Source organism: Hyphococcus sp. (assembly GCF_041986965.1).
Lineage (GTDB): Bacteria > Pseudomonadota > Alphaproteobacteria > Caulobacterales > Parvularculaceae > Hyphococcus.
The window spans coordinates 357,600-378,488 of sequence record NZ_JBHIXB010000002.1; the positions used below are offsets into that span (position 1 = coordinate 357,600).

25 protein-coding genes and 1 tRNA gene are annotated in these 20,889 nt (G+C 59.0%); 7 read left to right on the forward strand and 19 right to left on the reverse strand.

Annotated elements, in window-relative coordinates:
- Nucleotide 1 precedes the first annotated feature (1 nt).
- Nucleotides 2–532: a tetratricopeptide repeat protein gene (locus tag ACFC5L_RS10715; protein ID WP_375202946.1), complete on the reverse strand. Its 531-nt coding sequence runs from the start codon at nucleotides 530–532 to the stop codon at nucleotides 2–4.
- A 165-nt stretch (nucleotides 533–697) separates the two neighbouring features.
- On the opposite strand from ACFC5L_RS10715, the gene ACFC5L_RS10720 reads away from it, so the two are divergent.
- The 3 genes from ACFC5L_RS10720 to ACFC5L_RS10730 all read left to right on the forward strand — a co-directional run bounded on the left by ACFC5L_RS10720 (nucleotide 698) and on the right by ACFC5L_RS10730 (nucleotide 3,237).
- A complete protein-coding gene (locus tag ACFC5L_RS10720) occupies nucleotides 698–1,480 on the forward strand; it encodes a 3-hydroxybutyrate dehydrogenase (RefSeq protein ID WP_375202945.1) in 783 nt (260 codons plus the stop codon).
- Nucleotides 1,480–2,547 carry a patatin-like phospholipase family protein gene (locus ACFC5L_RS10725; RefSeq protein ID WP_375202944.1) on the forward strand — a complete coding sequence of 356 codons (1,068 nt, stop codon included), beginning with the start codon at nucleotides 1,480–1,482 and terminating at the stop codon, nucleotides 2,545–2,547. The genes ACFC5L_RS10720 and ACFC5L_RS10725 overlap by 1 nt, the downstream gene beginning before the upstream one ends.
- 150 nt (nucleotides 2,548–2,697) lie before the next feature.
- Nucleotides 2,698–3,237 carry a hypothetical protein gene (locus ACFC5L_RS10730; RefSeq protein WP_375202943.1) on the forward strand — a complete coding sequence of 180 codons (540 nt, stop codon included), beginning with the start codon at nucleotides 2,698–2,700 and terminating at the stop codon, nucleotides 3,235–3,237.
- Between the two features lie 50 nt (nucleotides 3,238–3,287).
- Here the strand turns inward: ACFC5L_RS10730 and ACFC5L_RS10735 are convergent, their stop codons facing one another.
- The 9 genes from ACFC5L_RS10735 to ACFC5L_RS10775 form a co-directional block, all read right to left on the reverse strand.
- Nucleotides 3,288–5,405, reverse strand: coding sequence for a TonB-dependent receptor (locus ACFC5L_RS10735; RefSeq protein ID WP_375202942.1), 2,118 nt, complete (start codon nucleotides 5,403–5,405; stop codon nucleotides 3,288–3,290).
- A gap of 82 nt (nucleotides 5,406–5,487) precedes the next feature.
- Nucleotides 5,488–5,802, reverse strand: a complete 315-nt coding sequence (locus ACFC5L_RS10740) for a hypothetical protein (protein WP_375202941.1) — start codon at nucleotides 5,800–5,802, stop codon at nucleotides 5,488–5,490.
- A gap of 75 nt (nucleotides 5,803–5,877) precedes the next feature.
- Nucleotides 5,878–6,690, reverse strand: a complete 813-nt coding sequence (locus ACFC5L_RS10745) for a formate/nitrite transporter family protein (RefSeq protein WP_375202940.1) — start codon at nucleotides 6,688–6,690, stop codon at nucleotides 5,878–5,880.
- A complete protein-coding gene (locus ACFC5L_RS10750; RefSeq protein WP_375202939.1) occupies nucleotides 6,687–6,887 on the reverse strand; it encodes a DNA gyrase inhibitor YacG in 201 nt (66 codons plus the stop codon). Before ACFC5L_RS10750 ends, ACFC5L_RS10745 begins: the two co-directional genes overlap by 4 nt.
- Entirely contained in the window at nucleotides 6,868–8,046 is a 1,179-nt protein-coding gene (locus ACFC5L_RS10755) for a ribonuclease E/G (RefSeq protein ID WP_375202938.1), read from the reverse strand. The genes ACFC5L_RS10750 and ACFC5L_RS10755 overlap by 20 nt, the downstream gene beginning before the upstream one ends.
- On the reverse strand, nucleotides 8,043–8,627 hold the full coding sequence (locus ACFC5L_RS10760; protein ID WP_375202937.1) for a Maf family protein: 585 nt from the start codon (nucleotides 8,625–8,627) through the stop codon (nucleotides 8,043–8,045). The genes ACFC5L_RS10755 and ACFC5L_RS10760 overlap by 4 nt, the downstream gene beginning before the upstream one ends.
- A gap of 5 nt (nucleotides 8,628–8,632) precedes the next feature.
- Nucleotides 8,633–8,851: a translation initiation factor IF-1 gene (infA, locus tag ACFC5L_RS10765; protein WP_104830882.1), complete on the reverse strand. Its 219-nt coding sequence runs from the start codon at nucleotides 8,849–8,851 to the stop codon at nucleotides 8,633–8,635.
- 85 nt (nucleotides 8,852–8,936) lie between these two features.
- Nucleotides 8,937–9,362, reverse strand: a complete 426-nt coding sequence (locus ACFC5L_RS10770) for an arsenate-mycothiol transferase ArsC (protein WP_375202936.1) — start codon at nucleotides 9,360–9,362, stop codon at nucleotides 8,937–8,939.
- Nucleotides 9,363–9,378: 16 nt separating this feature from the next.
- Nucleotides 9,379–9,867, reverse strand: coding sequence for a UPF0262 family protein (locus ACFC5L_RS10775; RefSeq protein ID WP_375202935.1), 489 nt, complete (start codon nucleotides 9,865–9,867; stop codon nucleotides 9,379–9,381).
- A 172-nt stretch (nucleotides 9,868–10,039) separates the two neighbouring features.
- On the opposite strand from ACFC5L_RS10775, the gene ACFC5L_RS10780 reads away from it, so the two are divergent.
- From ACFC5L_RS10780 to ACFC5L_RS10790, 3 genes are all read left to right on the forward strand, one after another.
- A complete protein-coding gene (locus tag ACFC5L_RS10780; protein WP_375202934.1) occupies nucleotides 10,040–10,978 on the forward strand; it encodes a DUF481 domain-containing protein in 939 nt (312 codons plus the stop codon).
- Nucleotides 10,979–11,027: 49 nt separating this feature from the next.
- Nucleotides 11,028–11,984 carry an oxygen-dependent tRNA uridine(34) hydroxylase TrhO gene (gene trhO / locus ACFC5L_RS10785; RefSeq protein WP_375202933.1) on the forward strand — a complete coding sequence of 319 codons (957 nt, stop codon included), beginning with the start codon at nucleotides 11,028–11,030 and terminating at the stop codon, nucleotides 11,982–11,984.
- A 77-nt stretch (nucleotides 11,985–12,061) separates the two neighbouring features.
- The gene (locus ACFC5L_RS10790) at nucleotides 12,062–12,688 is read left to right on the forward strand and encodes a glutathione S-transferase (RefSeq protein ID WP_375202932.1); all 627 of its coding nucleotides are present in this window, start codon (nucleotides 12,062–12,064) and stop codon (nucleotides 12,686–12,688) included.
- On the opposite strand, the gene ACFC5L_RS10795 is transcribed toward ACFC5L_RS10790, so the two are convergent.
- The 5 genes from ACFC5L_RS10795 to ACFC5L_RS10815 all read right to left on the reverse strand — a co-directional run bounded on the left by ACFC5L_RS10795 (nucleotide 12,675) and on the right by ACFC5L_RS10815 (nucleotide 17,023).
- Complete coding sequence (locus tag ACFC5L_RS10795; RefSeq protein WP_375202931.1) at nucleotides 12,675–13,640, reverse strand: hypothetical protein; 966 nt, start codon at nucleotides 13,638–13,640, stop codon at nucleotides 12,675–12,677. The genes ACFC5L_RS10790 and ACFC5L_RS10795 overlap by 14 nt on opposite strands.
- A 40-nt stretch (nucleotides 13,641–13,680) precedes the next feature.
- The gene (hisD, locus tag ACFC5L_RS10800; protein ID WP_375202930.1) at nucleotides 13,681–14,973 is read right to left on the reverse strand and encodes a histidinol dehydrogenase; all 1,293 of its coding nucleotides are present in this window, start codon (nucleotides 14,971–14,973) and stop codon (nucleotides 13,681–13,683) included.
- Nucleotides 14,974–15,096: 123 nt separating this feature from the next.
- The gene (locus ACFC5L_RS10805) at nucleotides 15,097–15,549 is read right to left on the reverse strand and encodes a DUF2948 family protein (protein WP_375202929.1); all 453 of its coding nucleotides are present in this window, start codon (nucleotides 15,547–15,549) and stop codon (nucleotides 15,097–15,099) included.
- Nucleotides 15,550–15,560: 11 nt separating this feature from the next.
- On the reverse strand, nucleotides 15,561–16,820 hold the full coding sequence (gene murA / locus ACFC5L_RS10810; protein WP_375202928.1) for a UDP-N-acetylglucosamine 1-carboxyvinyltransferase: 1,260 nt from the start codon (nucleotides 16,818–16,820) through the stop codon (nucleotides 15,561–15,563).
- A complete protein-coding gene (locus tag ACFC5L_RS10815; protein ID WP_375202927.1) occupies nucleotides 16,820–17,023 on the reverse strand; it encodes a hypothetical protein in 204 nt (67 codons plus the stop codon). The genes murA and ACFC5L_RS10815 overlap by 1 nt, the downstream gene beginning before the upstream one ends.
- A gap of 92 nt (nucleotides 17,024–17,115) precedes the next feature.
- Here ACFC5L_RS10815 and ACFC5L_RS10820 point away from each other — a divergent pair, with 92 nt between their 5' ends.
- Nucleotides 17,116–17,568, forward strand: a complete 453-nt coding sequence (locus ACFC5L_RS10820; RefSeq protein WP_375202926.1) for an acyl-CoA thioesterase — start codon at nucleotides 17,116–17,118, stop codon at nucleotides 17,566–17,568.
- Nucleotides 17,569–17,591: 23 nt separating this feature from the next.
- Here ACFC5L_RS10820 and ACFC5L_RS10825 read toward each other — a convergent pair.
- From ACFC5L_RS10825 to ACFC5L_RS10840, 4 genes are all read right to left on the reverse strand, one after another.
- Nucleotides 17,592–17,666 (reverse strand) — tRNA-Thr (locus ACFC5L_RS10825).
- A 146-nt stretch (nucleotides 17,667–17,812) separates the two neighbouring features.
- Nucleotides 17,813–19,354 (reverse strand): alkaline phosphatase PhoX, encoded by a 1,542-nt coding sequence (locus tag ACFC5L_RS10830; RefSeq protein ID WP_375203287.1) that lies wholly within the window; start codon nucleotides 19,352–19,354, stop codon nucleotides 17,813–17,815.
- Nucleotides 19,355–19,616: 262 nt separating this feature from the next.
- Nucleotides 19,617–20,504, reverse strand: a complete 888-nt coding sequence (gene hisG, locus ACFC5L_RS10835) for an ATP phosphoribosyltransferase (RefSeq protein ID WP_375202925.1) — start codon at nucleotides 20,502–20,504, stop codon at nucleotides 19,617–19,619.
- A complete protein-coding gene (locus ACFC5L_RS10840) occupies nucleotides 20,497–20,847 on the reverse strand; it encodes a YerC/YecD family TrpR-related protein (RefSeq protein ID WP_375202924.1) in 351 nt (116 codons plus the stop codon). The genes hisG and ACFC5L_RS10840 overlap by 8 nt, the downstream gene beginning before the upstream one ends.
- Nucleotides 20,848–20,889: the final 42 nt, after the last annotated feature.

Below are 20,889 nucleotides of genomic sequence, written 5' to 3' on the forward strand. Positions count from 1 at the left end.
TTTAGTTTTCAAGCTTCTGGCGCGCCTGAGAGAAATTCGGATTGAGATCCAGCGCTGTCTGATAGGCTTCCTTCGCCTTTTCAGACATCTTCTGTGCGTCATAAGCAAGGCCGATATTGTACCAGGCGGCCCAGGGCTTGGTCAGATCCGTTTCAAGCGACTGCTGATAATCGGCAAGCGCTTCGTCATAGCGGCGCATCAGGTAATAGCTATTGCCGCGATTGAGATAAGCCTCACCAAGCGACCCGTCGATATCAAGCGCCTTGTTGAAGTCACTGATGGCCGCGCCGACGTCGCCTTCGCGGTTTAAAATGATGCCGCGATTGACCAGTGTTTTTTTCCGGTCGCTACGCGACATGCTGTTGTCGTTGAGCGCATCGTCGCAAGGATTGGTGTCTCGCGAAAAATCATTGCGGGCGTTTTCGTAGCAAGATACGGCGTCCGTGGCGCCGATCGTCGTGACCGACATCTGCGCCATGGCCGGGGACCCAAAGGCGAACATTACGCAAACAAGACCAGTGGAGAGTTTCATGAGAGGGCTCCTATTTGCACATATGAGCAGTGTAACCGCACATGGGGGCCATAAGAAGAAAAAGCTCTGTTCCTTTTATCTTGATATCCGGGCCCTTGAAGCGCCTTGTGCGATGCAGCATGTATGAGCCTCAGGCCCTAAAAGGCAAGCAAAAGGAGCAATCCCATGACTTCACCGCTAAACGCCGTCATCACTGGCTCCACCTCCGGCATCGGGCTCGGCGTCGCAACCGCCTTTGCAGCCGAGGGCTGGAACATAATGCTCAACGGCTTCGGCGACGCCGGCGAGATCGAGGGAATCCGGGCTGGTCTTGAGGACAGATATGGCGTCAAGGTTCTTTATAACGGCGCCGACATGACCAAACCCGAGGAGATCCACGCCCTCATGGCGGAGGCCGAAACCGCCTTCGGGCAAGTTGACGTTCTTGTGAACAATGCCGGCATTCAACATGTCTCGCCGGTAGAGGATTTTCCGGAAGCAAAATGGGATGCGATCATAGCCATCAACCTGTCCTCCGCCTTTCACACAACCAAGGCTGTCTTCGCCGGCATGAAAACCCGCAAATTCGGGCGCATCATCAATATCGCCTCCGCACACGGTCTTATCGCCTCTCCCTTCAAGTCCGCCTATGTGGCCGCGAAACACGGCATTGTCGGGTTTACAAAGACGATTGCGCTAGAAGGCGCCGAACACGGCGTCACCTGCAACGCCATCTGTCCCGGCTATGTAAAAACACCGCTGGTCGAAAAACAGATTCCCGATACGGCCAAAGCGCGCGGCATGACTGAGGAAGAGGTCGTTCAAAAAGTCATTCTCGACGCCCAGCCTACAAAACAATTTGTCACCGTCGAACAGGTCGGCGCCCTCGCCGTTTTCCTGTGTTCTGACAACGCCGCCCAGATCACCGGTGCCGCGCACCAGATCGACGGCGGCTGGGTCGCGCATTGATGACCGAAAAAAAACGCATCAACCTCGCCTTTCAGGGCGGCGGCGCCCATGGCGCCGTCACCTGGGGAGTCGCCGATCGCCTGCTGGAAGACGACCGCATCGAGATCGAGGCGATTTCCGGATCAAGCGCCGGCGCCGTGAACGCCGCCGCTGTCGCCTATGGGTTGCATAAAGGCGGCGCCAAAGGCGCACGCGACACCCTGGACCTTTTATGGAAACGCATCAGCGCCGCCGGCGAGGTTTACAGCCCTGTGACGGCCGGCCCGTTTCCGCTGACAAGCGGCGCCGCCAGTATCGCAAGCGCCCTCACCTATCAGTTCTTTGACGCGGTGACGCGCACTTTTTCACCCTACCAGTTCAATCCCTTCGATGTGAATCCGCTGCGGCGCATTCTCGTTGGTTGCATCGATTTTGACAGCCTCAAACACTGCAAGGTGACGAAACTCTTTATCGCCGCCACCAATGTGCGTTCCGGCAAGGTCCATGTTTTTGAAACCAAGGACATGACAACCGATGTCGTCTGCGCGTCTGCTTGTCTGCCTTTCATTTTCAAGGCGGTCGAAATCGACGGCGAGGATTATTGGGACGGCGGCTATATGGGAAACCCCGTCCTGTTTCCGTTTTTCTACGAGGCCGTCACATCCGATATTGTCATCGTTCATGTTAATCCCATCGAACGGGACGAAGTGCCTGTCACGGCGGCGGACATCATGAACCGGATCAACGAGATCAGTTTCAACTCTTCGCTGTTGCGGGAATTGCGGGCGATCAATTTCGTTCACAAACTGCTCGATGACGGCTGGATCAAGGAGGAATATCGCGACCGGCTGCGCAATATCCGTATCCACTCCATTCGCTCCGATTGCGCGCTGGAAGATTACGACATCTCCAGCAAATTCCGCACGGACTGGGCCTTTCTGTCGGAGCTGAAAGAAAAAGGCCGGAACATCGCCGATCTCTGGCTCTCTGACAATTTCGATCTCATCGGAAAAGAATCATCCGTCGACCTTCAAGAGATGTTTTCTTCCGGACAGCGTAACAGCACAAACGAGAAGTCTGCGCTCTGATCGGAAAGTTCCCTGCAACGCTTGTTAATTTCCGTTCATGACCTGAAAGTCATGACCAAGGCTTAACTACCAACGCGCGCTAACATTCTTAATTACTCCTTGCACGACGCAATTAAATGCGTCGAACTTAAACTCACAAAGGAGGCAGTTATGTTACGCAAGCTTATCCTTGGCGCATCTGCGCTCGCAATTGCGCCGCTGGCGGCGAACGCTCAAGAAGTCATGGCGCCGGAAGCGGATATTTCCACGAAAGCGGCCACAGCGATTATCGACGCAACACAAGTCGAGACGCGCGATGAGGCGAAGCTATACGCTGAGTCGGAGTTTCTTCAGGCCGATCAGAATGACGACGGCAAGCTCGATCAGGCCGAATTCGTGGCCTATGCCGCCGCGCGCGCGCCGTTAAACGACCCGGCGCTCAGCATTCCTGACGAAGTCGTTGAGACTGAACAGGCGACGCCGCCGGCGACCGCCAGCGCAGAAGCTAGCGTTGAAGAAGCGGCGACCGCCGAAGAACAATTCGCCGAGATCAGCAAAGGCGATGAAGAAATTTCTCACGACGAGCTTGTTGAGGCGCGCGTCGCCCAGTTCGACGAAGCCGATCAGAATAAGGACGAAGCGCTTGACGAAAGCGAACGCATGAAATTTGCGGCGCTGACGAAACTTAAAGCGCCCGAAAGCATCCTCTAACCCAAGCCATTAAAAGAGCCCGCCGCCGTCAAGCGGCGGGCCTTTTTCTTTTAAAACTCGCCGCGCAGGGTGAGTTTGATGTTCCGGCCAGGCAACGGCGCCACATCCTTCAGGAAGGATGTTGACAGCCGCGCCTCTTCATTCGTGACGTTATCAGCGCGAAGCTGGACCGACAGCCCATGATCCTCGCCGCCCGGCCGCCAGGTCGCGGCGAGGTTGACGAGCGTATAGCCGTCTGTCGGCAGTTCGTAATCGGCGATGCGATCCTGCTCGGCCGCAATTTCCACTTCACCGCGAAGATCGATATGCGAAGACCTCGCCTCAAGGCCGAGAACGGTCCTTAGCGGCGGAATGCGCGGCACGTCGCCGCTATTTTTGAATTTCGCCCGCACATAATCGACTTGCGCCCGCGCAGAGACGTCAAAGGCGCCGGTGGAGAAGAGGTCGGCGTCCGCCTGCGCTTCGAAGCCTTTGAACACGGCGTCATGAGCGACGAACTCGAACACCGGCAACTCGTCTTCCTCATCGCCATTAGGAATGAGGGCGACGAAGTCTTTATAGTCGGTGTAAAACCCGTTCACGGTAAAGGACAGCGGACCATATTCGCCGTGCAGCGTCGTTTCGACGCCGCGCGCCGTTTCCTTGCCCAGGGTCGGATCGCCAACTTCATAGGCGTTGGTGGCGAGATGGGGCCCGTTGGAGAACAGCTCCTCCGGCGCCGGCGCGCGTTCTGTGCGCAAGAGATTCACGCCAAAGAACAGATTCTCACTTGGCTCGACGCCCGCCCCTGCCGAAATGCTGTAGGCGTCGAAAGAGCGGCTCAGCCCGACGCTCTCCGCCTCGGTATCGGTGTGCTCGTAACGGCCCGAGACCTGGGCGTGCCAGTTTCCGGTTTCATATTCGCGCACCGTGAAGACGCCAAACTGATCGGTGATGTTCGGCGGCGTAAAGGCTTCGTCACCGATCGCCTCGAAATTACGGTGCTTGTACTGGAAACCTGTGGCGCCGCGGAAATTACCGAATTCCTTTTCCAGAAATTCTATGCGGCCTTCATAGCCCTTGTTATTGAACGTCGTCCCGATTTCGTCGCCTTCCAGCTCCTGGTGAGTGTAATCAGCGTAGCCGAAACGGATTTTGGTTGTGTCGATGAAAAGGAACGGCTTGTTGAATTCGCCCATGAGGTCGTAGCGTTCCTGTTCGAGGTCGATATTCACCGCCTCTTCGCCGTGCTCTTCCTCTTCGTGATCGTGATCTTCTTCGCCTTCCTCTTCCTCATGGTGATGGTGACCAGGCACGCCATAAAGCGACCGCGCAATCTTGGCGGAAACGCCAATGAAGCCGTCAGGGAAGATTATGGAGCCGCCTACCGCGCCGCCTTTGGCCTCAATAGCCGTGTTGGGAACGGCGCCGAAGGCTTCTTCCTCTTCTTCATGCTCGTGGTCGTGATCTTCGTCTTCATCTTCATGTTCTTCAGCTTCTTCCGCAGCGCGGAAAATGTCCGACTCGGCAAATCCCGGAATGTCGTAATCATCATTGTCGCGATAATAGCCTTCGCCATGAAAGACGAAGCTCGTATCACCGCTCCGGCCGAGCAGCGCATCGAAGCCGCCGGCCGCCTCAACGCCGTCATTGACGGAGGAAAGGCTGGTCCGGAGCGCGCCGTCAATTCCGTCTTCGGGCTCATGATCGGGGATGCGGCCGTCAAAAACATTGACGACGCCGCCCGCCGCCGAACTGCCGTAATAAAGCGTTGCAGGACCGCGCACGATTTCGATGCGTTGCGCCAAAGCCGGGTCTACCGCAACGGCGTGGTCGTCACTTACCGTTGAGGCGTCAATCGATCCAATACCGGCATCGAGGACGCTCACGCGATCGCCCCCGAGACCGCGAATGATCGGGCGGCTCGCCGCCGGTCCAAAGAATGACGAGGAAACGCCGGGCTGCTGACGCAACAACTCGCCAAGAGAGGCTTCACCGCGTGAGGCAAGCTCCTCGGCGGTCAATACATCGGCGGCGATGATCGATTCATGTTCGGGGTGGGCGATAGGCGTGCCGGTGACGATGATCTCATCATCGGCGTGGTCGTGATCTTCATCCTGCGCCAATGCAAATTGCGGCGCGCAAAGTCCAAGCGCCGCGGCGCCGGACAACAACAGTTTCTTTTTCACGGGTGGAATCCCTTCAAGCTCTAGGCGCCTCACGCATTCAAACGCGAGACCTGACAATCAAGACGCAACAATTTCGGATTGTCTAAAAGCTTGGGGGGCCGCGGGGTTGGGCTGCGCGAACGGCAATGGCGGCGCGTTCCGTCTGCACGATTTGTGCGCCAGCACGCCAGACGGCGACGACGACGACCAATACAAAGGCTGCATTCGCAATGGCTTTCTCGCCGCTATGAGTAACATGGGAGAGAACGCAAACCTGTCCGTCATGGTCGTGCGGACCGTCGCCATATTTTGCGGCATGGGCTGAGATGATGACTTGAGAGGCAAGAAGCGCGATGACCGCAGCGATCAACGCTGCGCCAGCTCTGGAGCGACAGATTGTCAGCAATCCTGTCTTCATTCAGTCCTCAACCCGCCGGAATCATCCCCGGCGGGTGTAACTATATCACACGCCTGAACGCCATGCCAGCCGGGATCACCCCCGCCCGTAAATGATCCAATAAACGCCCGCAACCCCACCAGCACCCCCAATAATGTTGCCGAGCGTGACCGGGATGATATTGCCTGCAAGCCCCATAACACCGCCTTCAGCGCCGGCGAGCAGCCCAACGGGAATAAGGTAAAAATTGGCTATTGAGTGCTCAAAGCCAAGGGCCACAAACGCGGTAATCGGAAACAGGATTGCGAGAATCTTGTCGGTGACGCTGCGCGCGGCAAAGCTGAGCCAGACCGCGAGACAAACCAGCGCGTTGCAGAGCGCGCCGCGCAGAAACGCCTCGGGCGGCGACAGGGCGAGCTTGGCTTCGGCGATTCTGACCGCGGTGGCGGCAGTCCCTTCAGGTTCGAGAACACCGCTATAATAGACAGCGACAGAAAGCGCGACGCCGCCAACGGCGTTCCCGATATAGGAAACGCTCCAATTGCGCAGCAGCGCCGCCGTCGAAATGCGTCTGTCCGCCCACGCCATGACGATCAGGTTATTACCGGTAAACAGCTCGGCGCCGCCGACAACAACCAACACGAGCCCAAGAGAAAACGCAGCGCCGCCCAGCAGCCGCGCCACGCCATAGCCCACGCCCTCATTGGTGACGACCACTGTGTAGAAAGCCGCGCCGAAACCAATGAACACACCCGCCAGCACCGCAAGCATGAATAGCTTTAAGAAGGGAAGCTTCGCCTTGGCGACGCCAACAGCTTCGATTCGTTTCGCGATTTCAGCCGGCGCATAGGCCTCGACGCCAGTTGCGTTGACGGCGGCCGGCGCCGGTCTCTCCGTCTCAGCGCTCACTTCTCATCCTCGATGATAGACCCCTCGCTATCATCCTCTTCGGCCGGGATGGCGTAGCCGCCTGAGAGCCAGCGATGAAGATCCACATCGGCGCAGCGCTTGGAGCAAAATGGGACATAGGCCTGAACCGCTGGCGCATTGCAGATCGGGCAAGGCGGCGCCGCCTTTCCTCCATTGTCATTGCTCGGTGAGGTCAAAACTCCGGTCTCCGGTTTTATCGTCGGTTAGAATGTCAAAGCGCGGTCCATAGCGGTCCGTCAACCGCGCGCACCATATATCGTTTTCAGAAAGATACCCCGCAAGCGCCGCCCCCGTAAAAAGCCGGAAATGCGCGGCCGGGGCGGAACGCAAACGCCGCTCCAGCGCAGCAACAGCCATTTTCGCGCCGGCCTCCAGGGTGAAGCGCCGCCCGGCCACCGGCGCCGCCGCATCTTCTTCGGTAAACCGATCGAGAAGCGACAGCGCCTGATGCGGCGCGGTAAAACTGTAAAGCCCGGAACGAGAGAAGCTCGCCGCCCCGGCGCCGTCGAGCCGCACGATCATCTTGCGCAAATGCTCCTGAAAGCGTTTGCGCCCGGCGTCGCCCGGAATATCCGGAAAATCGATGACGATATGCCCGCCAATATTGCGCAGCGAAATCTGGCGCATCGCCTCCCCGGCCGCCGCAAAGGCGATCTTTTCGCGAAGACGCGCCGGCGAAGATGCGGAAAGCCCGCCGGTATCGACATCAATCGCCGTCAGCGCCTGCGCTTCGTCGATGACAAGCCGTCCACCGCCTTGCAACGACACAATCCGATCAAACGCAGCGTCGAAATCCTGATCAGCGTTGAATTTCGCAAACAGCGAAACGGGGTGGCTCTCATGACGGACATTCTCAAAACCGGCGGCTTGAAGCGCACGCAAGGCGGCGCCGTCATCGACCAGAATTTCGTCAGCCGCCTCCCCGATGATTTGCGCAGCCTCGACAACAGCATCCGCAACAGGCGGCAGACGCCCCGGCATCCCTTCCTTCAACGGAGCAATGAAGCGCAGCGCGGCGCCTTTCGATTGGCGCGGCGGCGCCTTGATCTCCACCTCGACCAAGGCGCCGTCAATGCAGTGGGCTTCGTTGTTCTTCTTCAGCGCCAGAAAGGCGTCGGCGCCCCCGGTCGTTTTAGGGCCAAGATCGACAAAGGCCGCGTTCAAACTTTTATCGACGGTCTTCACGCGCCCGGCGAAACGGCGGCCGGCGCGCGGAAAATTGTCCAGCGCCTCATCGCCGCGCGCAGAACCGAACCAGAATTTCCAGACTTGATCGTCAACCAGCAATGCGGCGCAGGTCTCCGCAACGCCGCATTCAATGATCAGCCGTTTCATGACTTGCGCCATCCGGCGCCGATGAGAAGGTTCGCCGCTTCATAAACCGGCAAACCGACAACATTCGGATGCGATCCGATGATGGAAACGATGTGCTTGGCGAACAGCCCCTGAATGGCGTAACCGCCGGCCTTGCCGTTCCATTCGCCGCTGGCGATATATTCTTCGATCGCCGCCTGATCGAGACGGCGCACCTTCACGCGGGTCTCGACAACGCGCGCAATAATCTCTCCGCCAGGCTTCGCGACCGCGACGCCAGAAAAAACGCGGTGCGACCCGCCGGACAAAAGCGCCAGGCAGTCGCGCGCGGTCTGGTCGTCTTCCGCTTTCGGCAGGATGCGCCGGCCACAGCCGACCACAGTGTCAGAACCGAGAACGAAGGCGTCAGGACGTTGCTTTGCCACCGCCCCGGCTTTGCCCTTGGCCAGACGCAAAGCGAGGTCGCGCGGCAGCTCGCCCTTGCGCTCGGTCTCGTCAATGTCAGCGGGGATAATTTCGTCGGGCGCCATCCCGATCATCTCGAGCAGGGCTTTGCGCCGCGGGCTCGAACTCGCAAGGATCAGCGGCGCGGGGGACGTCACAGGGCTTACTTGAATCGGTAGGTGATGCGGCCCTTGGTGAGGTCGTATGGCGTCATTTCCACGAGCACCTTGTCGCCCGCGAGCACGCGAATGCGGTTCTTGCGCATCTTGCCCGCCGTATGGGCGATAATTTCGTGATCGTTCTCGAGCTTCACCCGGAAGGTCGCATTCGGAAGGAGTTCCTCCACCGTGCCTTCAAACTCGAGTAGTTCTTCTTTCGCCATTCGCTCCTCAACCAACAAATATCGCCGGAATCGCGCTATGAGCGCGCCGGCTGCGGCGGGAACATGGTTGGCTGCGCGCTGAAAATCAAGGTTTTTTATAGATTTCCGGGAATCGGCGGGCGAGCTTCGCTTTCAACTCGTCCCGGACCCGGCCATAGGCGGCGACGATCGCGTCGCGCCCGCCCCGCTCTTCCGAGGGGTTCTCAATATCCCAGAACTCTATCGCTGCGCGAGGCAACAGCTTGCGCGCCTCCACGGCGGCCTCCGGCGTCAGCGCCACGACGACGTCGAAGTCGGCGAGGTCCACTTCGCTGAGGGTCTTGGGCTCATGGCCGCTCATGGCGACGCCGAGCTGGTCCATGACAATCTCCACAAAAGGGTCAAGACCGCCTTCATAGACGCCGGCGGAATCGATCTTGAGCCGGTCGCCGGCTTCAAGACGCAACAGCGCGGCCGCCATAGGCGAGCGCACGGAGTTCATATTGCAGGCAAAGAGCACTGATTTCGTCATCTCTCGGGGCTCTCCGCTAGCGCATGTGGAAACTGCAGATCAGGGTGAACAAGCGCCGCCCTGTATTGTCGTCGACTTCGATTTTGTCCTTCAGCCGTTCGGTCAAGATTTCTGCGCCTTCATTATGCATGGCGCGGCGCGCCATATCGATGGTTTCAATCTGCGCGGGCGCCGCATTGCGGATCGCGTCGTAATAACTTTCACACAACATGAAATAGTCTTTGATGATCTTGCGAAACGGCGTCATGGACAGATGCACCTGGCCCAACGCCTCTCCGCCTTCAAGGCGAACGTCAAAGACCAGCCGCCTTTCGACATTGGACAGATATAGCTCGAACGGACCGCCTTCAACGCCGACAGGGCGGAAGTAATTTTCCTCCAGCAGATCGTAGATCGCGACTTTGCGTTCGTGCTCAATATCGGCGGTCGCAGGCGCAAGGGAGCGCTCGTCAAGCTCGATCTTGACGATGTGAAACTTCTCCCCGCCGTTCTCCGCTCCGGCCATGTCTCTCCCGAATCGCTGCCCCCCTTCTTAGCCGCCGGAACGGGCGGCGTCACGTGGGCCCGGTCTAGTCCGCTGACCCCTAAAGGCTCTCCGAGCAGATGACGGGGATTTCATCCGGAACGAATCGAATCGCGTCATGTTTTCTTAATTCCGTAATCATAAAGGGCCTGGCATGGACCGCAGATTTCTTTCCGGCGCGGCAGCGCTCTTTGCTATCACCGGCGCAAACGCCGCCGCCGAGGAACCGGGCGAGATGCCCGATATCGCCGCCGCCATGCTCGACGCCGCTGCCGAAAGCGGCGACCCGGCAGAGATCGCCGCCGTCGCCAAAGCGGTGAAGGCCGTCTTCCCCGATTACGCGGAGGCCATCGACGCCTCGGCGCAGACCCGCATCGCCGAACTTGTTCCGGCTGAAGCCACCGCCGAAGAAAAGGCTGAGGATGCGCCGGCGGGCGGCCTCCTCGCCGTCAAACCATGGGACGGTAAAATCAGCGCCTCGGGACTTCTTTCCACCGGTAATTCGGAAAACGCCGCGGTGGGCGTCGCGATTGACGCAGCCCGCACCGACGGCGACTTCAAGCACAATATCAAAGCCTATTTCGATCTTGGCGAGTCGAACAACGTCACCAACCAGAAACGCTGGGGCGTTTCCTATAAGCTCGATTATAATTTTACGGACCATACCTACGCCTATGGCCGCATCTCCTATGTGGAGGATGAATTCTCCGGCTTCGACTATCGCCTCTTCGCCGGCGCCGGTCTGGGTCACTATTTCCTCAAGTCGGAAGACCTCACCTGGAAGCTCGAAGGCGGCCCCGGCTATCGCTATTCGCCTATCGACGACACGCGCGACATCGAAAAAGAAGTCGCCCTTTACGCCGCCAGCGAATTCGACTGGCTGATCCGCGAGGGAATTACGTTCGAACAGGATTTTGAAGTCACCTGGACCTCGCCCACGACGACTTTCCAATCCGTCACCGCCCTCACGACGCAGCTCTGGGGCGATATTTCAACCGGGCTCTCCTTTGAGTACCGCTATGAGACCGACCCGCCGCTGGGCCGGGAAAACACCGACACCATCGCCAAGGCGTCGCTGATTTACGGGTTCTAGACAGGCGCTCTTGGTTGAGCCTTTCGGGCGCATGGCTTAAGACCTCGCCATGGCCGAGATTGTTGTCGCCGCTTTTTATAAATTCACGCCCCTGCCTGATTATGCCGAAGATCAGCCGGGACTGTTGGCCTGCGCGGAAGGGCATGGCGTCAAGGGGACGATCCTGCTCGCGGCGGAAGGAGTGAACGGCACAATCGCGGGCTCGCGCAACGGCGTCGACGCCGTTCTTGGCGCCCTGAAAGCCCTTCCCGGTTGCGCCGATCTCGACTGGAAAGAGAGCTATACGGACGACAATCCGTTTCTGCGCATGAAGGTGCGCCTGAAAAAAGAAATCGTGACGCTCGGCGTCGGCGATGTCGAACCGCATAAAAGTCATGAGCGCTATGTAGAGCCTCATGACTGGAACAAGGTCATCTCCGATCCCGACACCATCGTCATCGATACGCGCAATGATTATGAAGTCGGGATTGGCGCCTTTGAAGGCGCGATTGATCCGAAGACAGCATCGTTTCGTGATTTCGCCGCATGGTTCCGCAAATTCCGCGAAGAAAACCAGTTCAAAAAAGTCGCCATGTATTGCACGGGCGGCATTCGCTGTGAAAAGTCGGTGGCGTTTCTGCGGTCCGAAGGCGTTGAGGATGTGGTGCACTTGAAAGGCGGCATCCTCAAATATCTCGAAACCGTGCCGGAAGAAGAAAGCCTGTGGCGCGGCGAGTGTTTCGTCTTCGACAGCCGCGTTTCCGTCGGCCATGACCTCGCGCCCGGCTCCTACGATCAGTGCTTCGCCTGCCGCCGGCCGATCACCGAAGAAGACAAGGCGTCGCTGCATTATGTCGCCGGCATTTCCTGCCCCCATTGCGTCGATGAATATTCCGAAGAACGCCGCCGGGCCTTCGCCGAGCGCCAGAAGCAAATTCAATTGGCCAAGGCCCGTGGCGAGCAGCATTTAGGCGTGAAGATGGTCTCACGCACCGATCATCCCCGCGAAAGCGGGGATCCAGAATGATTGCTTAATGGATTCCCGCTTTCGCGGGAATGACCGGAGAGGGTGTTAATTCATACTCGGCCTCTTAGATTAGTCGCATGAATGAAACTCCTATCCTCTATTCCTTTCGGCGCTGCCCCTACGCCATGCGGGCGCGGATGGCGGTAGCCGAAAGCGGTGTGACAGTGCGCCTGCGCGAAATCCTGCTGCGCGACAAACCGGAGGAAATGCTCGCCGCCTCCGCGAAAGGCACGGTCCCGGTGCTGGTTAAGGGCGAACGCGTGATCGACGAAAGCCTCGATGTGATGATGTGGGCGCTGGCGCAAAACGACCCTGAAGACTGGCTGGCGCACAAGGATGATGCGCTCATCGCCGAGAATGACGGGCCGTTCAAACACCATCTCGACCGCTATAAATATTCAACGCGCTATGAAGACGCCGACGCGGAGGAACACCGCGCCGCGGGTTTTGAGTTTTTACAGAAACTCGAAGCGCGTTTGGCGGATAACGAACATCTCCATGGCGACAAGCGAGGCTTCAGCGATATCGCGATTTTTCCCTTCGTGCGCCAGTTCCGCATCGCCGACAAGGACTGGTTCGACGAGAGCGCCATCACCAATGTTCAGCGCTGGCTGAAGGGGCTGATGGAATCGGACCTGTTCAAATCCGTGATGGAGAAATATCCGTTATGGAAGGAGGCCGGGGAGGAAATCAGCTTCCCTTAACTTGGTCTCCGGCCTCTTCTAAATCGCGCCATAGCGAAAATGGGTGACGATCTTGGTTTTCAAGATAGTAAATCCAAAGCTTTTGCATAAACTTATGCCCTCGTTCAGCATAAGAGTTTAGCGCTTCGTCTTCAAAAAACCTTCTTTTTCTGCTGTTAGGGCGAGAAGATCGACGCACAACTGACAAAAGAATCACGTTTGCTAACTCGACGCAATGATCGGCAATATGTTGATAAGTCGCGACCGAAGACGGGCTCAGTATTGGCTCTATAGGATGATAAGGGACATCCTCCTCAATTTCAGAAAATATATGCAGAAAGGGCGTAAAGTAACTCGGGTGCTTAGTAGCACCGAGATAACGTCCCGTTTGACTTTTCCAAGCCATGTGTTCAGGCCGACTATCTTCTAGATTAGGCACTTCCTCGAGGAGAAACTTTTCGATGATTTTCCGGACTTTTCCTTTAGACAAGTACGCATGCCAGAATTTGTTCGCCTTATCGTGTGTATCTGCCTCATAAAATGGTACAGCGATCTCTCGATCTATCCAGATCGCGGCAGCAAGTTCTAAAACTTCAGCAGTAGATGAAGAAATGATGTCCGCTTGGGTACCATAGCCGTTGTCAATTAGATCAATAATCGACCTGATATCTAATGAAGCTCTACTCGTTAATGAAAATTGAGATTGCAAAAAGCGCCGCGTGATTTCATTCTTACCTTCCGGGAAGTCACTCAGCACCTCCGTTGAGGTAAAAGACAGAATTGAAAGGTAGTTCACACATTCTATCGCAAGCCGCCTCCATGGCGCCATTGCTTCCTTAAATCCTTTTACTGCCGCTACTTTCTTGTTTTCATCTTCGTAAAATGTGCCAATAGCTATTCGGCCATTTTCTACGGCGACCCCACACTCTTGGGCCAGCTTAGAATATATGTTCTCTAGTTCATCGTTATCCACAAAGATTCTCTTCAGGCACTATGTTAGCTTGTCTAGTCAACTACTCCTTCAACCGCACCCTGACTGATTTCGCATGCGCCGGAAGGCCTTCAGCGTCGGCGAGGCGCGCGGCCTGAGGACCGAGCTTCGCGACCGCCGCTTCATCGCAACCGATGATCGACGTCCGTTTCATGAAGTCGAGCACCGACAAACCCGACGCATAACGCGCGGCGCGCGCAGTCGGGAGAACGTGGTCGGGTCCCGCCACATAATCGCCAATGGCTTCCGGCGCGTGACGGCCGAGGAAGATCGCGCCCGCGTGACGGACTTTGTTCAAGAGCGTTTCCGGATCATCGACGGCGAGCTCAAGGTGCTCTGGCGCAATGGCGTCGGCGAGCGCCGGCGCTTCGTCCAGCGACGACACGATGATGATGGCGGAATTCTCCGTCCACGCCGCCTCGGCGATCTCCCGGCGCGGGCTTTCGGCGAGCTGCCCTCTCACCGCCGCTTCGACCGTGTCGGCGAAACCGGCGTCATCGGTGATGAGGACGCTCTGCGACGACGGATCGTGTTCGGCTTGAGACAAAAGGTCAGCGGCGATCCAGTTTGGCTCGCTTTTTCCGTCGGATATGACGAGAATTTCCGACGGGCCGGCAACGCTGTCGATGCCCACCTGTCCGAAGACCTGCCGCTTCGCCTCCGCCACATAGGCGTTGCCGGGCCCGACGATTACATCCACGGGCGCGATGGGTCCGGCGCCATAAGCCAGCGCCGCCACGGCCTGCGCTCCGCCGATGCGATAGACCTCATCAATGCCTGCGCGCTTTGCGGCGGCCAGCACCAATGGATTCATTTCGCCTTTCGGGGCCGGCGTCACCATGGCGAGGCGGGAGACGCCCGCGACCTTCGCCGGAATGGCGTTCATCAGGACCGATGAAGGATAGGCGGCGCGCCCGCCCGGCGCATAAAGCCCGGCGGCGTCGACGCATGTCCAGCGCCAGCCCAGCGTCACGCCCTGATCGTCCGTATAACGAACATCGGACGGAATTTGCTTTTCATGGTAAGCGCGGATGCGCGCGGCGGCGAAATCCAGCGCTTTCAGATCGTCCTTGTCACAGGCCGCTTCCGCAGCCTCAATGTCTTCGGGCGTGACGCGTAAATTCGCATCGCTCAACGCAAAGCCGTCAAACTTCTGTGTGTAGGATTTGAGGGCGTCCATGCCGTCTGCACGCACGGCCGCGATCACCTCGCGCACAACGGCGCTCACATCGGCGCCGCCGTCACGGTCCTTTTTCACAAAGGCGTCGAACGCAGCGGCAAAATCGATCGTAGAATTATTCAGTCGTAAAACCATTGTCAGTCTCTACACTCCTCCCTCGTTTACGGGGGAGGTGTCGAGGCCGCAAGGCCGAGACGGAGGGGGTTAACCCCCATCCCCCGCTTCGCGGGTACTTCCCCCGCAAGCGGGGGAAGAGAATTACTCTTTATGTTCAGGCTTGGCGCGGGTCCGCCATGGCTCCGAAATATCGGAGATATAGGCGTTGACGCTCTCGACTTCGAGGCGCACGGCCCCGCCGCCGGCGAAATCGAGGACAATCGTCCCCGCCCCGTCCTCACCGGCTTCAAAACTGATCGCCAGAAGCTCCACCACGGCGTCTTTGGCGTTGGTGCGCAAATGCTGGAACTGGGCTGACTTAACATCATCGAAATGAAGCCCTGCACGCACCCGGGCGAAAGGCCCGTGCTTGCGGTCGGCGGCGCATTCCCAGCAGAAACGATTGGCGACAATGGCGAAGCGCCGCTCCGCCGGCAGAAAAGCGAAATCGCCGAGCTTGGCCACCGCATCCTGCAGGACCGCGGACATGATCCCGAGATCCTCCGCATCGCCCGCCATGAGCCGCAGAGGTTTGTAGTCCTTCAGCGAAGCCAAAACCGCCTCTCCTATTCCTTCACCCGCTCGATGAGCGCGCCGCATGCCTGAAGCTTTTCTTCCAGACGTTCAAAGCCGCGGTCAAGATGATAGACGCGATTGACCATGGTCTGGCCCTCAGCGGCGAGGCCGGCGATCACCAGCGACATGGAGGCGCGAAGGTCCGTCGCCATGACGGGCGCACCCTTGAGACGCTCAACGCCGCGCACCGTCGCTGTCTGTCCGTCCACGGAGATTTTCGCGCCCATGCGGCCAAGCTCCGGCGCGTGCATGAAGCGGTTTTCGAAAATCGTCTCCTTGATGGTCGAAACGCCGTCCGCCGTCGTCATCAGCGCCATGAATTGCGCCTGAAGATCGGTGGGAAAGCCGGGGAATGGCTGGGTAATGATGTCGACGGCCTTGCAGCGCGCGCCATTACGGCGAACGCAGATGCCGGTTTCCACTTCCTCCAGCTCAACGCCAGCCTCTTCGAGCGCCGCCCAAGCCGCGCCCAGCAGATCGGCGCGCGCGCCAGCCAGGGTTAGCTCGCCGCCGGTTGCGGCGACCGCCATCACATAGGCGCCGGTTTCAATCCGATCGGGCAACACGCTGTGTTCAGCGGCGTGGAGCCGCTCAACGCCCTCAACGGTGATTTTCGAGGTTCCCGCATCCGAGATTTTCGCGCCCATGGCGTTGAGGCAGTCGGCGAGATCGGCGATCTCCGGCTCGCGCGCCGCATTCTCGATCACGGTGTCGCCCTTCGCCAGCACGGCGGCGAGCATGGCGTGTTCAGTGGCGCCGACAGAAACGAAGGGGAAGGTCACATGGGCGCCGTGCAAGCCTTTCGGCGCCTCGGCGAGCACATAGCCCTCATCGAGATCGATCTTCGCGCCCATGGCCGTCAGCGCTTTGAGATGCAGGTCCACCGGACGGGCGCCGATGGCGCAGCCGCCGGGCAGAGAGACCTTCGCCTTGCCCTCGCGCGCAAGAAGCGGGCCCAGGACATTGAAACTCGCGCGCATTTTCCGCACGAGATCATATGGCGCTTCGGTGGACGCGATCGTCTTTGCATGGAGCGTCAAAGTCGAGCCGTTGAAATCCACGCTGGCCCCGTGCTGCTCCAGAAGCCGCAGCAACATGTCCACATCCGCAAGACGCGGCACATTCAGAAGCGTCAGCGGCTCATCGGAAAGCAGCGCCGCCGCCATCACCTTGAGCGCCGAGTTTTTCGCGCCGCTGATGGGCAGCGTCCCATAGAGCGGCCGGCCGCCAATAATCGCCAGTTTATCCATTACTCTTCTTTCGTCTCTTTCACGCCGCCAGTGGATCCTGTTTCCGTCGCATCCGAGGCTTTGCGCCGCCGCAGATTGGCGCGCAGGGCCTCGGCAAGGCGCGCCTCGCGGTCTGCGCTCTTTGCGCCGCTCTTGGCTTTGCCGTCCGGCTTTTTCGGGGCGGCCGTCTGGCGATCCTGCGATTTATCCTCATTTTCCGGCATGGGGCGCGACTTAAAGGCCCTGCCGCCCGATCCGTCAAGCGGCGCTGTAGCCGGGGCTTTTCGCGGCGGCGGAGGCCGGTTAGAGAGCTTACATGACCGCTGATCCGACCCTCTCGGGCAATCTCGCCGGGGCCCGCTCCTATGAGACCGCCGTCACGATGACGCGGCAGGCGCTGCCTGAGCATATCGACGAGCTCGGCCACGTTAACAACGCCGTTTATCTCATCTGGGCGCAGGACGCCGGCACCGTCCACTGGCGCGCAGTCGCCACCGAGGAGATGCAGCGGGACCTGGTCTGGGTCGCCCTGCGCCATGAGATCGACTATCGCGATCAGGTGGTCGAGGGCGAAACGGTGGAAATCCGCACCTGGCTGGGCCGCGTCTCCGGCCCCCGCTTCATCCGCCATATCGACATCAGAAAGCCGGGCGCGAAGCGCTTTTCCGCGAAAGTCGAAACCGACTGGTGCCTCATTGACGCGAAAACCCGCAAACCGAGGCGGGTCGGGCCGGACATCCTCGATCTGTTTGGGGTGACGCCGGACTAAGCCGGGAAATGAGCCGGGGAAACTGGTGCTGCCGGAGAGAATTGAACTCTCGGCCTCTCCCTTACCAAGGGAGTGCTCTACCCCTGAGCTACGGCAGCATCCTCAAGGCCCAAGGCCCCGAAAAGAGGCGGCGGTATAACGCGGCGCGCGCAGCTTGGGAAGCCCGCCAGAGGCTAAAAAGCCGCCATCCCAAGCCGAAGCTCGGGATGGCGGATACGCAACGACTTGGGACCTGTCCCGTGAGCTAGAGCGGGCCGCCGCTCCACGGGCCGGTGATGGCGAAGGTGACGCCCGGCGTCTGGACGTTGACGAACAGCGTCGATCCGGAGGGGTCGAAACAGGCGCCGCACCATTCCTTGTCGCGGTAGTCATCTTCCGCAATCAAAAGGGTCGATTTGCCCGCCGCTTTGATGTCCGCCGCCGACAACTCAATATTATTCTTGGCGAGAATGAACGGGGCGCCCGACGGGGTCAGGCCCAGCAGGCGCTCACCGAAGCCGAAAGAGTCTTCGACGCCGCCGCCGTCTTCGCACAAGACGATGCCGCCGCGCGGGCTGACCGTCAGGTTGTCGGCATTGTTGCCGGCGAGCGGATTGCTCGACACATAGATACAGGTCAGCAAGTTGCGCACCGGGTCGAACGCCCAGACGCCGCCCTGCCCGCGGCCCGGACGGCCGGAGCCGTCAACGCCGGCGGCCGTATCCACGAAATAGATGAGACCGTCGGCTTTCGAGTACCAGCACCCTTCGCCGCGGCTCATGCGAATGCCGCCTTTTGCATGCGCCTGCAGGAACGGCCCGCTCGCCTCGGTGCTGACGATGTCATCCGAATATTGAGCCGGATCCATGTCCGGATCCTCAATCAACACCCATTCAAGCTGATAGCAATCGCCGATGGACGGATTGTTGATATCAACATTGTCTTCACCCACGACTTTCGCCGCATAAAGCGTTCCGCCTTTTTCAAGCGCGCCAAAGCGATGCTGCGGATAGTCGGGCACATATTTATAGAAGCTCGACGCATTGCGGCGGTCTTCGGTCAAATACACATCGCCCGTATGCGGATAGACTGCCACAGCCTCGTGCGCCATGCGGCCCATTTCGACGATCGGTTGTTGCGAGCGCTTGTTGCCGTTCCATGCGACTTCGAAAACATACCCATGCTTCTTGCCGCCGAGCGGTTCCAGATTGGTCGTCGTTTCTTCGCAACTCAGCCAGGTGCCCCACGGCGTCGGACCGCCGGCGCAGTTGGTCAGCGTGCCGCCAAGGCTCGGGATAGTTTTGTAATATTCGCCCCGGCGCAGAACGATCGTCGTCGTTCCGCCGGAAATGCCTTTTGGCGCACCCTGTTCGGCGCTGACCGCGTCATCATAAATCGCGCGCGCGCCGATAAGCCCGAACGGATTGCCTTCAAGATCGTTGACGACGCCGTTTTCGTGGTTGCGGATCAGCATGGTCAACTGGCCGCGCTGCTCGACGACCGCCATGCCGTCATGGCGCGGCGGCGTCGGCTGTCCGTTATTCATGATGTCGCCTGTCCAGCCCATGGAGCGGTAAGAAAAACCATCGGGCAATTGCAGCAACGGAAGACCGGTGGACTGATCCAGCTTCGGCGAGATCGGTCCGTAAGGGCTCGCAATCGGTTCAGCATAGGACGTAACGCCACCCTGAAACGCTGCGAGGCCGCGCAGCGGCGTTGCGATGGCGGCGGCGCCGGCAAGCGCCGCGCCGCTGCGCAACATATCCCGGCGGCTCAGCCCGCGATTAATGTTCGGTGCGCTAATCATAGACATAGATTCTCCTATCCTGCCCGCGCATACGGGCATGGCAGCGCATCAGGTGCGCTAATTTGTTTGTGTACGGATTTTTTACGCTACTGCACTATCTCTATGCGGCGATATTTTCAGGAATATGACACGGCGACGAAAGCGGGAGAGAAACCGGCTTTCTCGGGAAAAATTTTCTAAAAAAGCGCAAGCATTGCATGTCCATAAAAACCGGACGCGCAATGCTTGCGCCTGATGAATGAAAGAAAACGAATCGCTGCGTTCAGGCCATCATCTTTTCGATGGGCAAAACGAGAATCGCGCTGGCGCCGAGTTTTTTCAATCGCTCCAGCGTGTCCCAGAAAACGCTTTCGCGGCAGACGGCGTGAATGGCGACCTTGTCCGGATTGCCGGCAAGCTCAAGCACGGTCGGCGCATCCACGCCGGGCAGAAACTCCGTGATCGCCGGCACGGCCGAGCGCGGCGCATTCATCATGATGTATTTGGCGTCGCGCGAGGTGAGAACGCCTTTAATGCGCTTCAGCAAGGCTTCGAACACCGCGAGCTTTTCCGGTGAGAACGCATTCCGGTTGCGGATCAGGATCGCTTCGGACTCAAACACAGTCGCCACAGGCTTCAGGCCATTAGCGTCAAGCGTCGCCCCGGTAGAGACAATATCGCAGACAGCGTCCGCGATTTTAAGACGCGGGGCGACCTCGACCGAGCCTTTCATCATGACGGCCTTGGCGTCGACCTCTTCGCGGGCCAGCCAGGCGCGCGTCAGCGCCGGATAGGAGGTGGCGATGCGCCTGCCTTCCAGCATGGCGGCGCCGTCAAAGGTCCATTCTTTCGGCGCCGCGAGCATCAGCCGGCAACGGGCGAAACCGAGGCGCATGACCTCCTGCGCCGGGGCTTCATGACTTTCATTGAGCAGCTCTTCTTCGAAGACATTCTGACCGACAATGCCGATGTCACAGGCGTCATCAGCAACGAAGGCGGGGATGTCATCGTCGCGCAACAAAAGAACGTCGATGGGAAGCTCCTGCACACGGCCGTAAAGCTTGTCACGCCCACGCGATATGGTCAGACCGCAGCTTTTTAACAGTTCGAAACTGCCGTCGGACAAGCGGCCCGATTTCTGAATAGCGATGCGCAGCCTTTGCTCACTCATTTTCTGCTCCTGATTTTCCAGCCATGCGATCGAGCACAAGCCTGTATCCCTGATGATTTTCCTCGCGCAGAAACCGCGCAACCCGGCCGACCGTTGTGGTTGAGGCGCCGGTCGCGGCGGCAATATCCCGATAGGAAAGCTTCCCCTCATCTAGGAGGCGCGCAATCCGCCAGCGCTCTGCGAAAGCCGCGAGTTCCCCCGGCGTCGCCAGATCCCTGAGAAACCGCGCCGCCTCTTTCCCGGATTTCAGATGCGTGAAGGCGTCGAACAGGGCGCGCTCGCCGCCTGTTCGGCCTGGCGCCGCGGAAGGTCCGCCGCCTCTGGGTTTTACAGATACGGCCATTGCCGCCTCCTGTATCTCTGTGTTAGCACGCTAATACACTCG

Bases quoted from the DNA above. Each gene is read 5' to 3' on its own strand.
- ACFC5L_RS10715 (WP_375202946.1), bottom strand. From the start codon at position 532: ATGAAACTCTCCACTGGTCTTGTTTGCGTAATGTTCGCCTTTGGGTCC.
- ACFC5L_RS10720 (WP_375202945.1), top strand. From the start codon at position 698: ATGACTTCACCGCTAAACGCCGTCATCACTGGCTCCACCTCCGGCATC.
- ACFC5L_RS10725 (WP_375202944.1), top strand. From the start codon at position 1,480: ATGACCGAAAAAAAACGCATCAACCTCGCCTTTCAGGGCGGCGGCGCC.
- ACFC5L_RS10730 (WP_375202943.1), top strand. From the start codon at position 2,698: ATGTTACGCAAGCTTATCCTTGGCGCATCTGCGCTCGCAATTGCGCCG.
- ACFC5L_RS10740 (WP_375202941.1), bottom strand. From the start codon at position 5,802: ATGAAGACAGGATTGCTGACAATCTGTCGCTCCAGAGCTGGCGCAGCG.
- ACFC5L_RS10755 (WP_375202938.1), bottom strand. From the start codon at position 8,046: ATGAAACGGCTGATCATTGAATGCGGCGTTGCGGAGACCTGCGCCGCA.
- infA (WP_104830882.1), bottom strand. From the start codon at position 8,851: ATGGCGAAAGAAGAACTACTCGAGTTTGAAGGCACGGTGGAGGAACTC.
- ACFC5L_RS10770 (WP_375202936.1), bottom strand. From the start codon at position 9,362: ATGACGAAATCAGTGCTCTTTGCCTGCAATATGAACTCCGTGCGCTCG.
- ACFC5L_RS10775 (WP_375202935.1), bottom strand. From the start codon at position 9,867: ATGGCCGGAGCGGAGAACGGCGGGGAGAAGTTTCACATCGTCAAGATC.
- ACFC5L_RS10780 (WP_375202934.1), top strand. From the start codon at position 10,040: ATGGACCGCAGATTTCTTTCCGGCGCGGCAGCGCTCTTTGCTATCACC.
- trhO (WP_375202933.1), top strand. From the start codon at position 11,028: ATGGCCGAGATTGTTGTCGCCGCTTTTTATAAATTCACGCCCCTGCCT.
- ACFC5L_RS10790 (WP_375202932.1), top strand. From the start codon at position 12,062: ATGAATGAAACTCCTATCCTCTATTCCTTTCGGCGCTGCCCCTACGCC.
- hisD (WP_375202930.1), bottom strand. From the start codon at position 14,973: ATGGTTTTACGACTGAATAATTCTACGATCGATTTTGCCGCTGCGTTC.
- murA (WP_375202928.1), bottom strand. From the start codon at position 16,820: ATGGATAAACTGGCGATTATTGGCGGCCGGCCGCTCTATGGGACGCTG.
- ACFC5L_RS10815 (WP_375202927.1), bottom strand. From the start codon at position 17,023: ATGCCGGAAAATGAGGATAAATCGCAGGATCGCCAGACGGCCGCCCCG.
- ACFC5L_RS10820 (WP_375202926.1), top strand. From the start codon at position 17,116: ATGACCGCTGATCCGACCCTCTCGGGCAATCTCGCCGGGGCCCGCTCC.
- ACFC5L_RS10830 (WP_375203287.1), bottom strand. From the start codon at position 19,354: ATGATTAGCGCACCGAACATTAATCGCGGGCTGAGCCGCCGGGATATG.
- hisG (WP_375202925.1), bottom strand. From the start codon at position 20,504: ATGAGTGAGCAAAGGCTGCGCATCGCTATTCAGAAATCGGGCCGCTTG.
- ACFC5L_RS10840 (WP_375202924.1), bottom strand. From the start codon at position 20,847: ATGGCCGTATCTGTAAAACCCAGAGGCGGCGGACCTTCCGCGGCGCCA.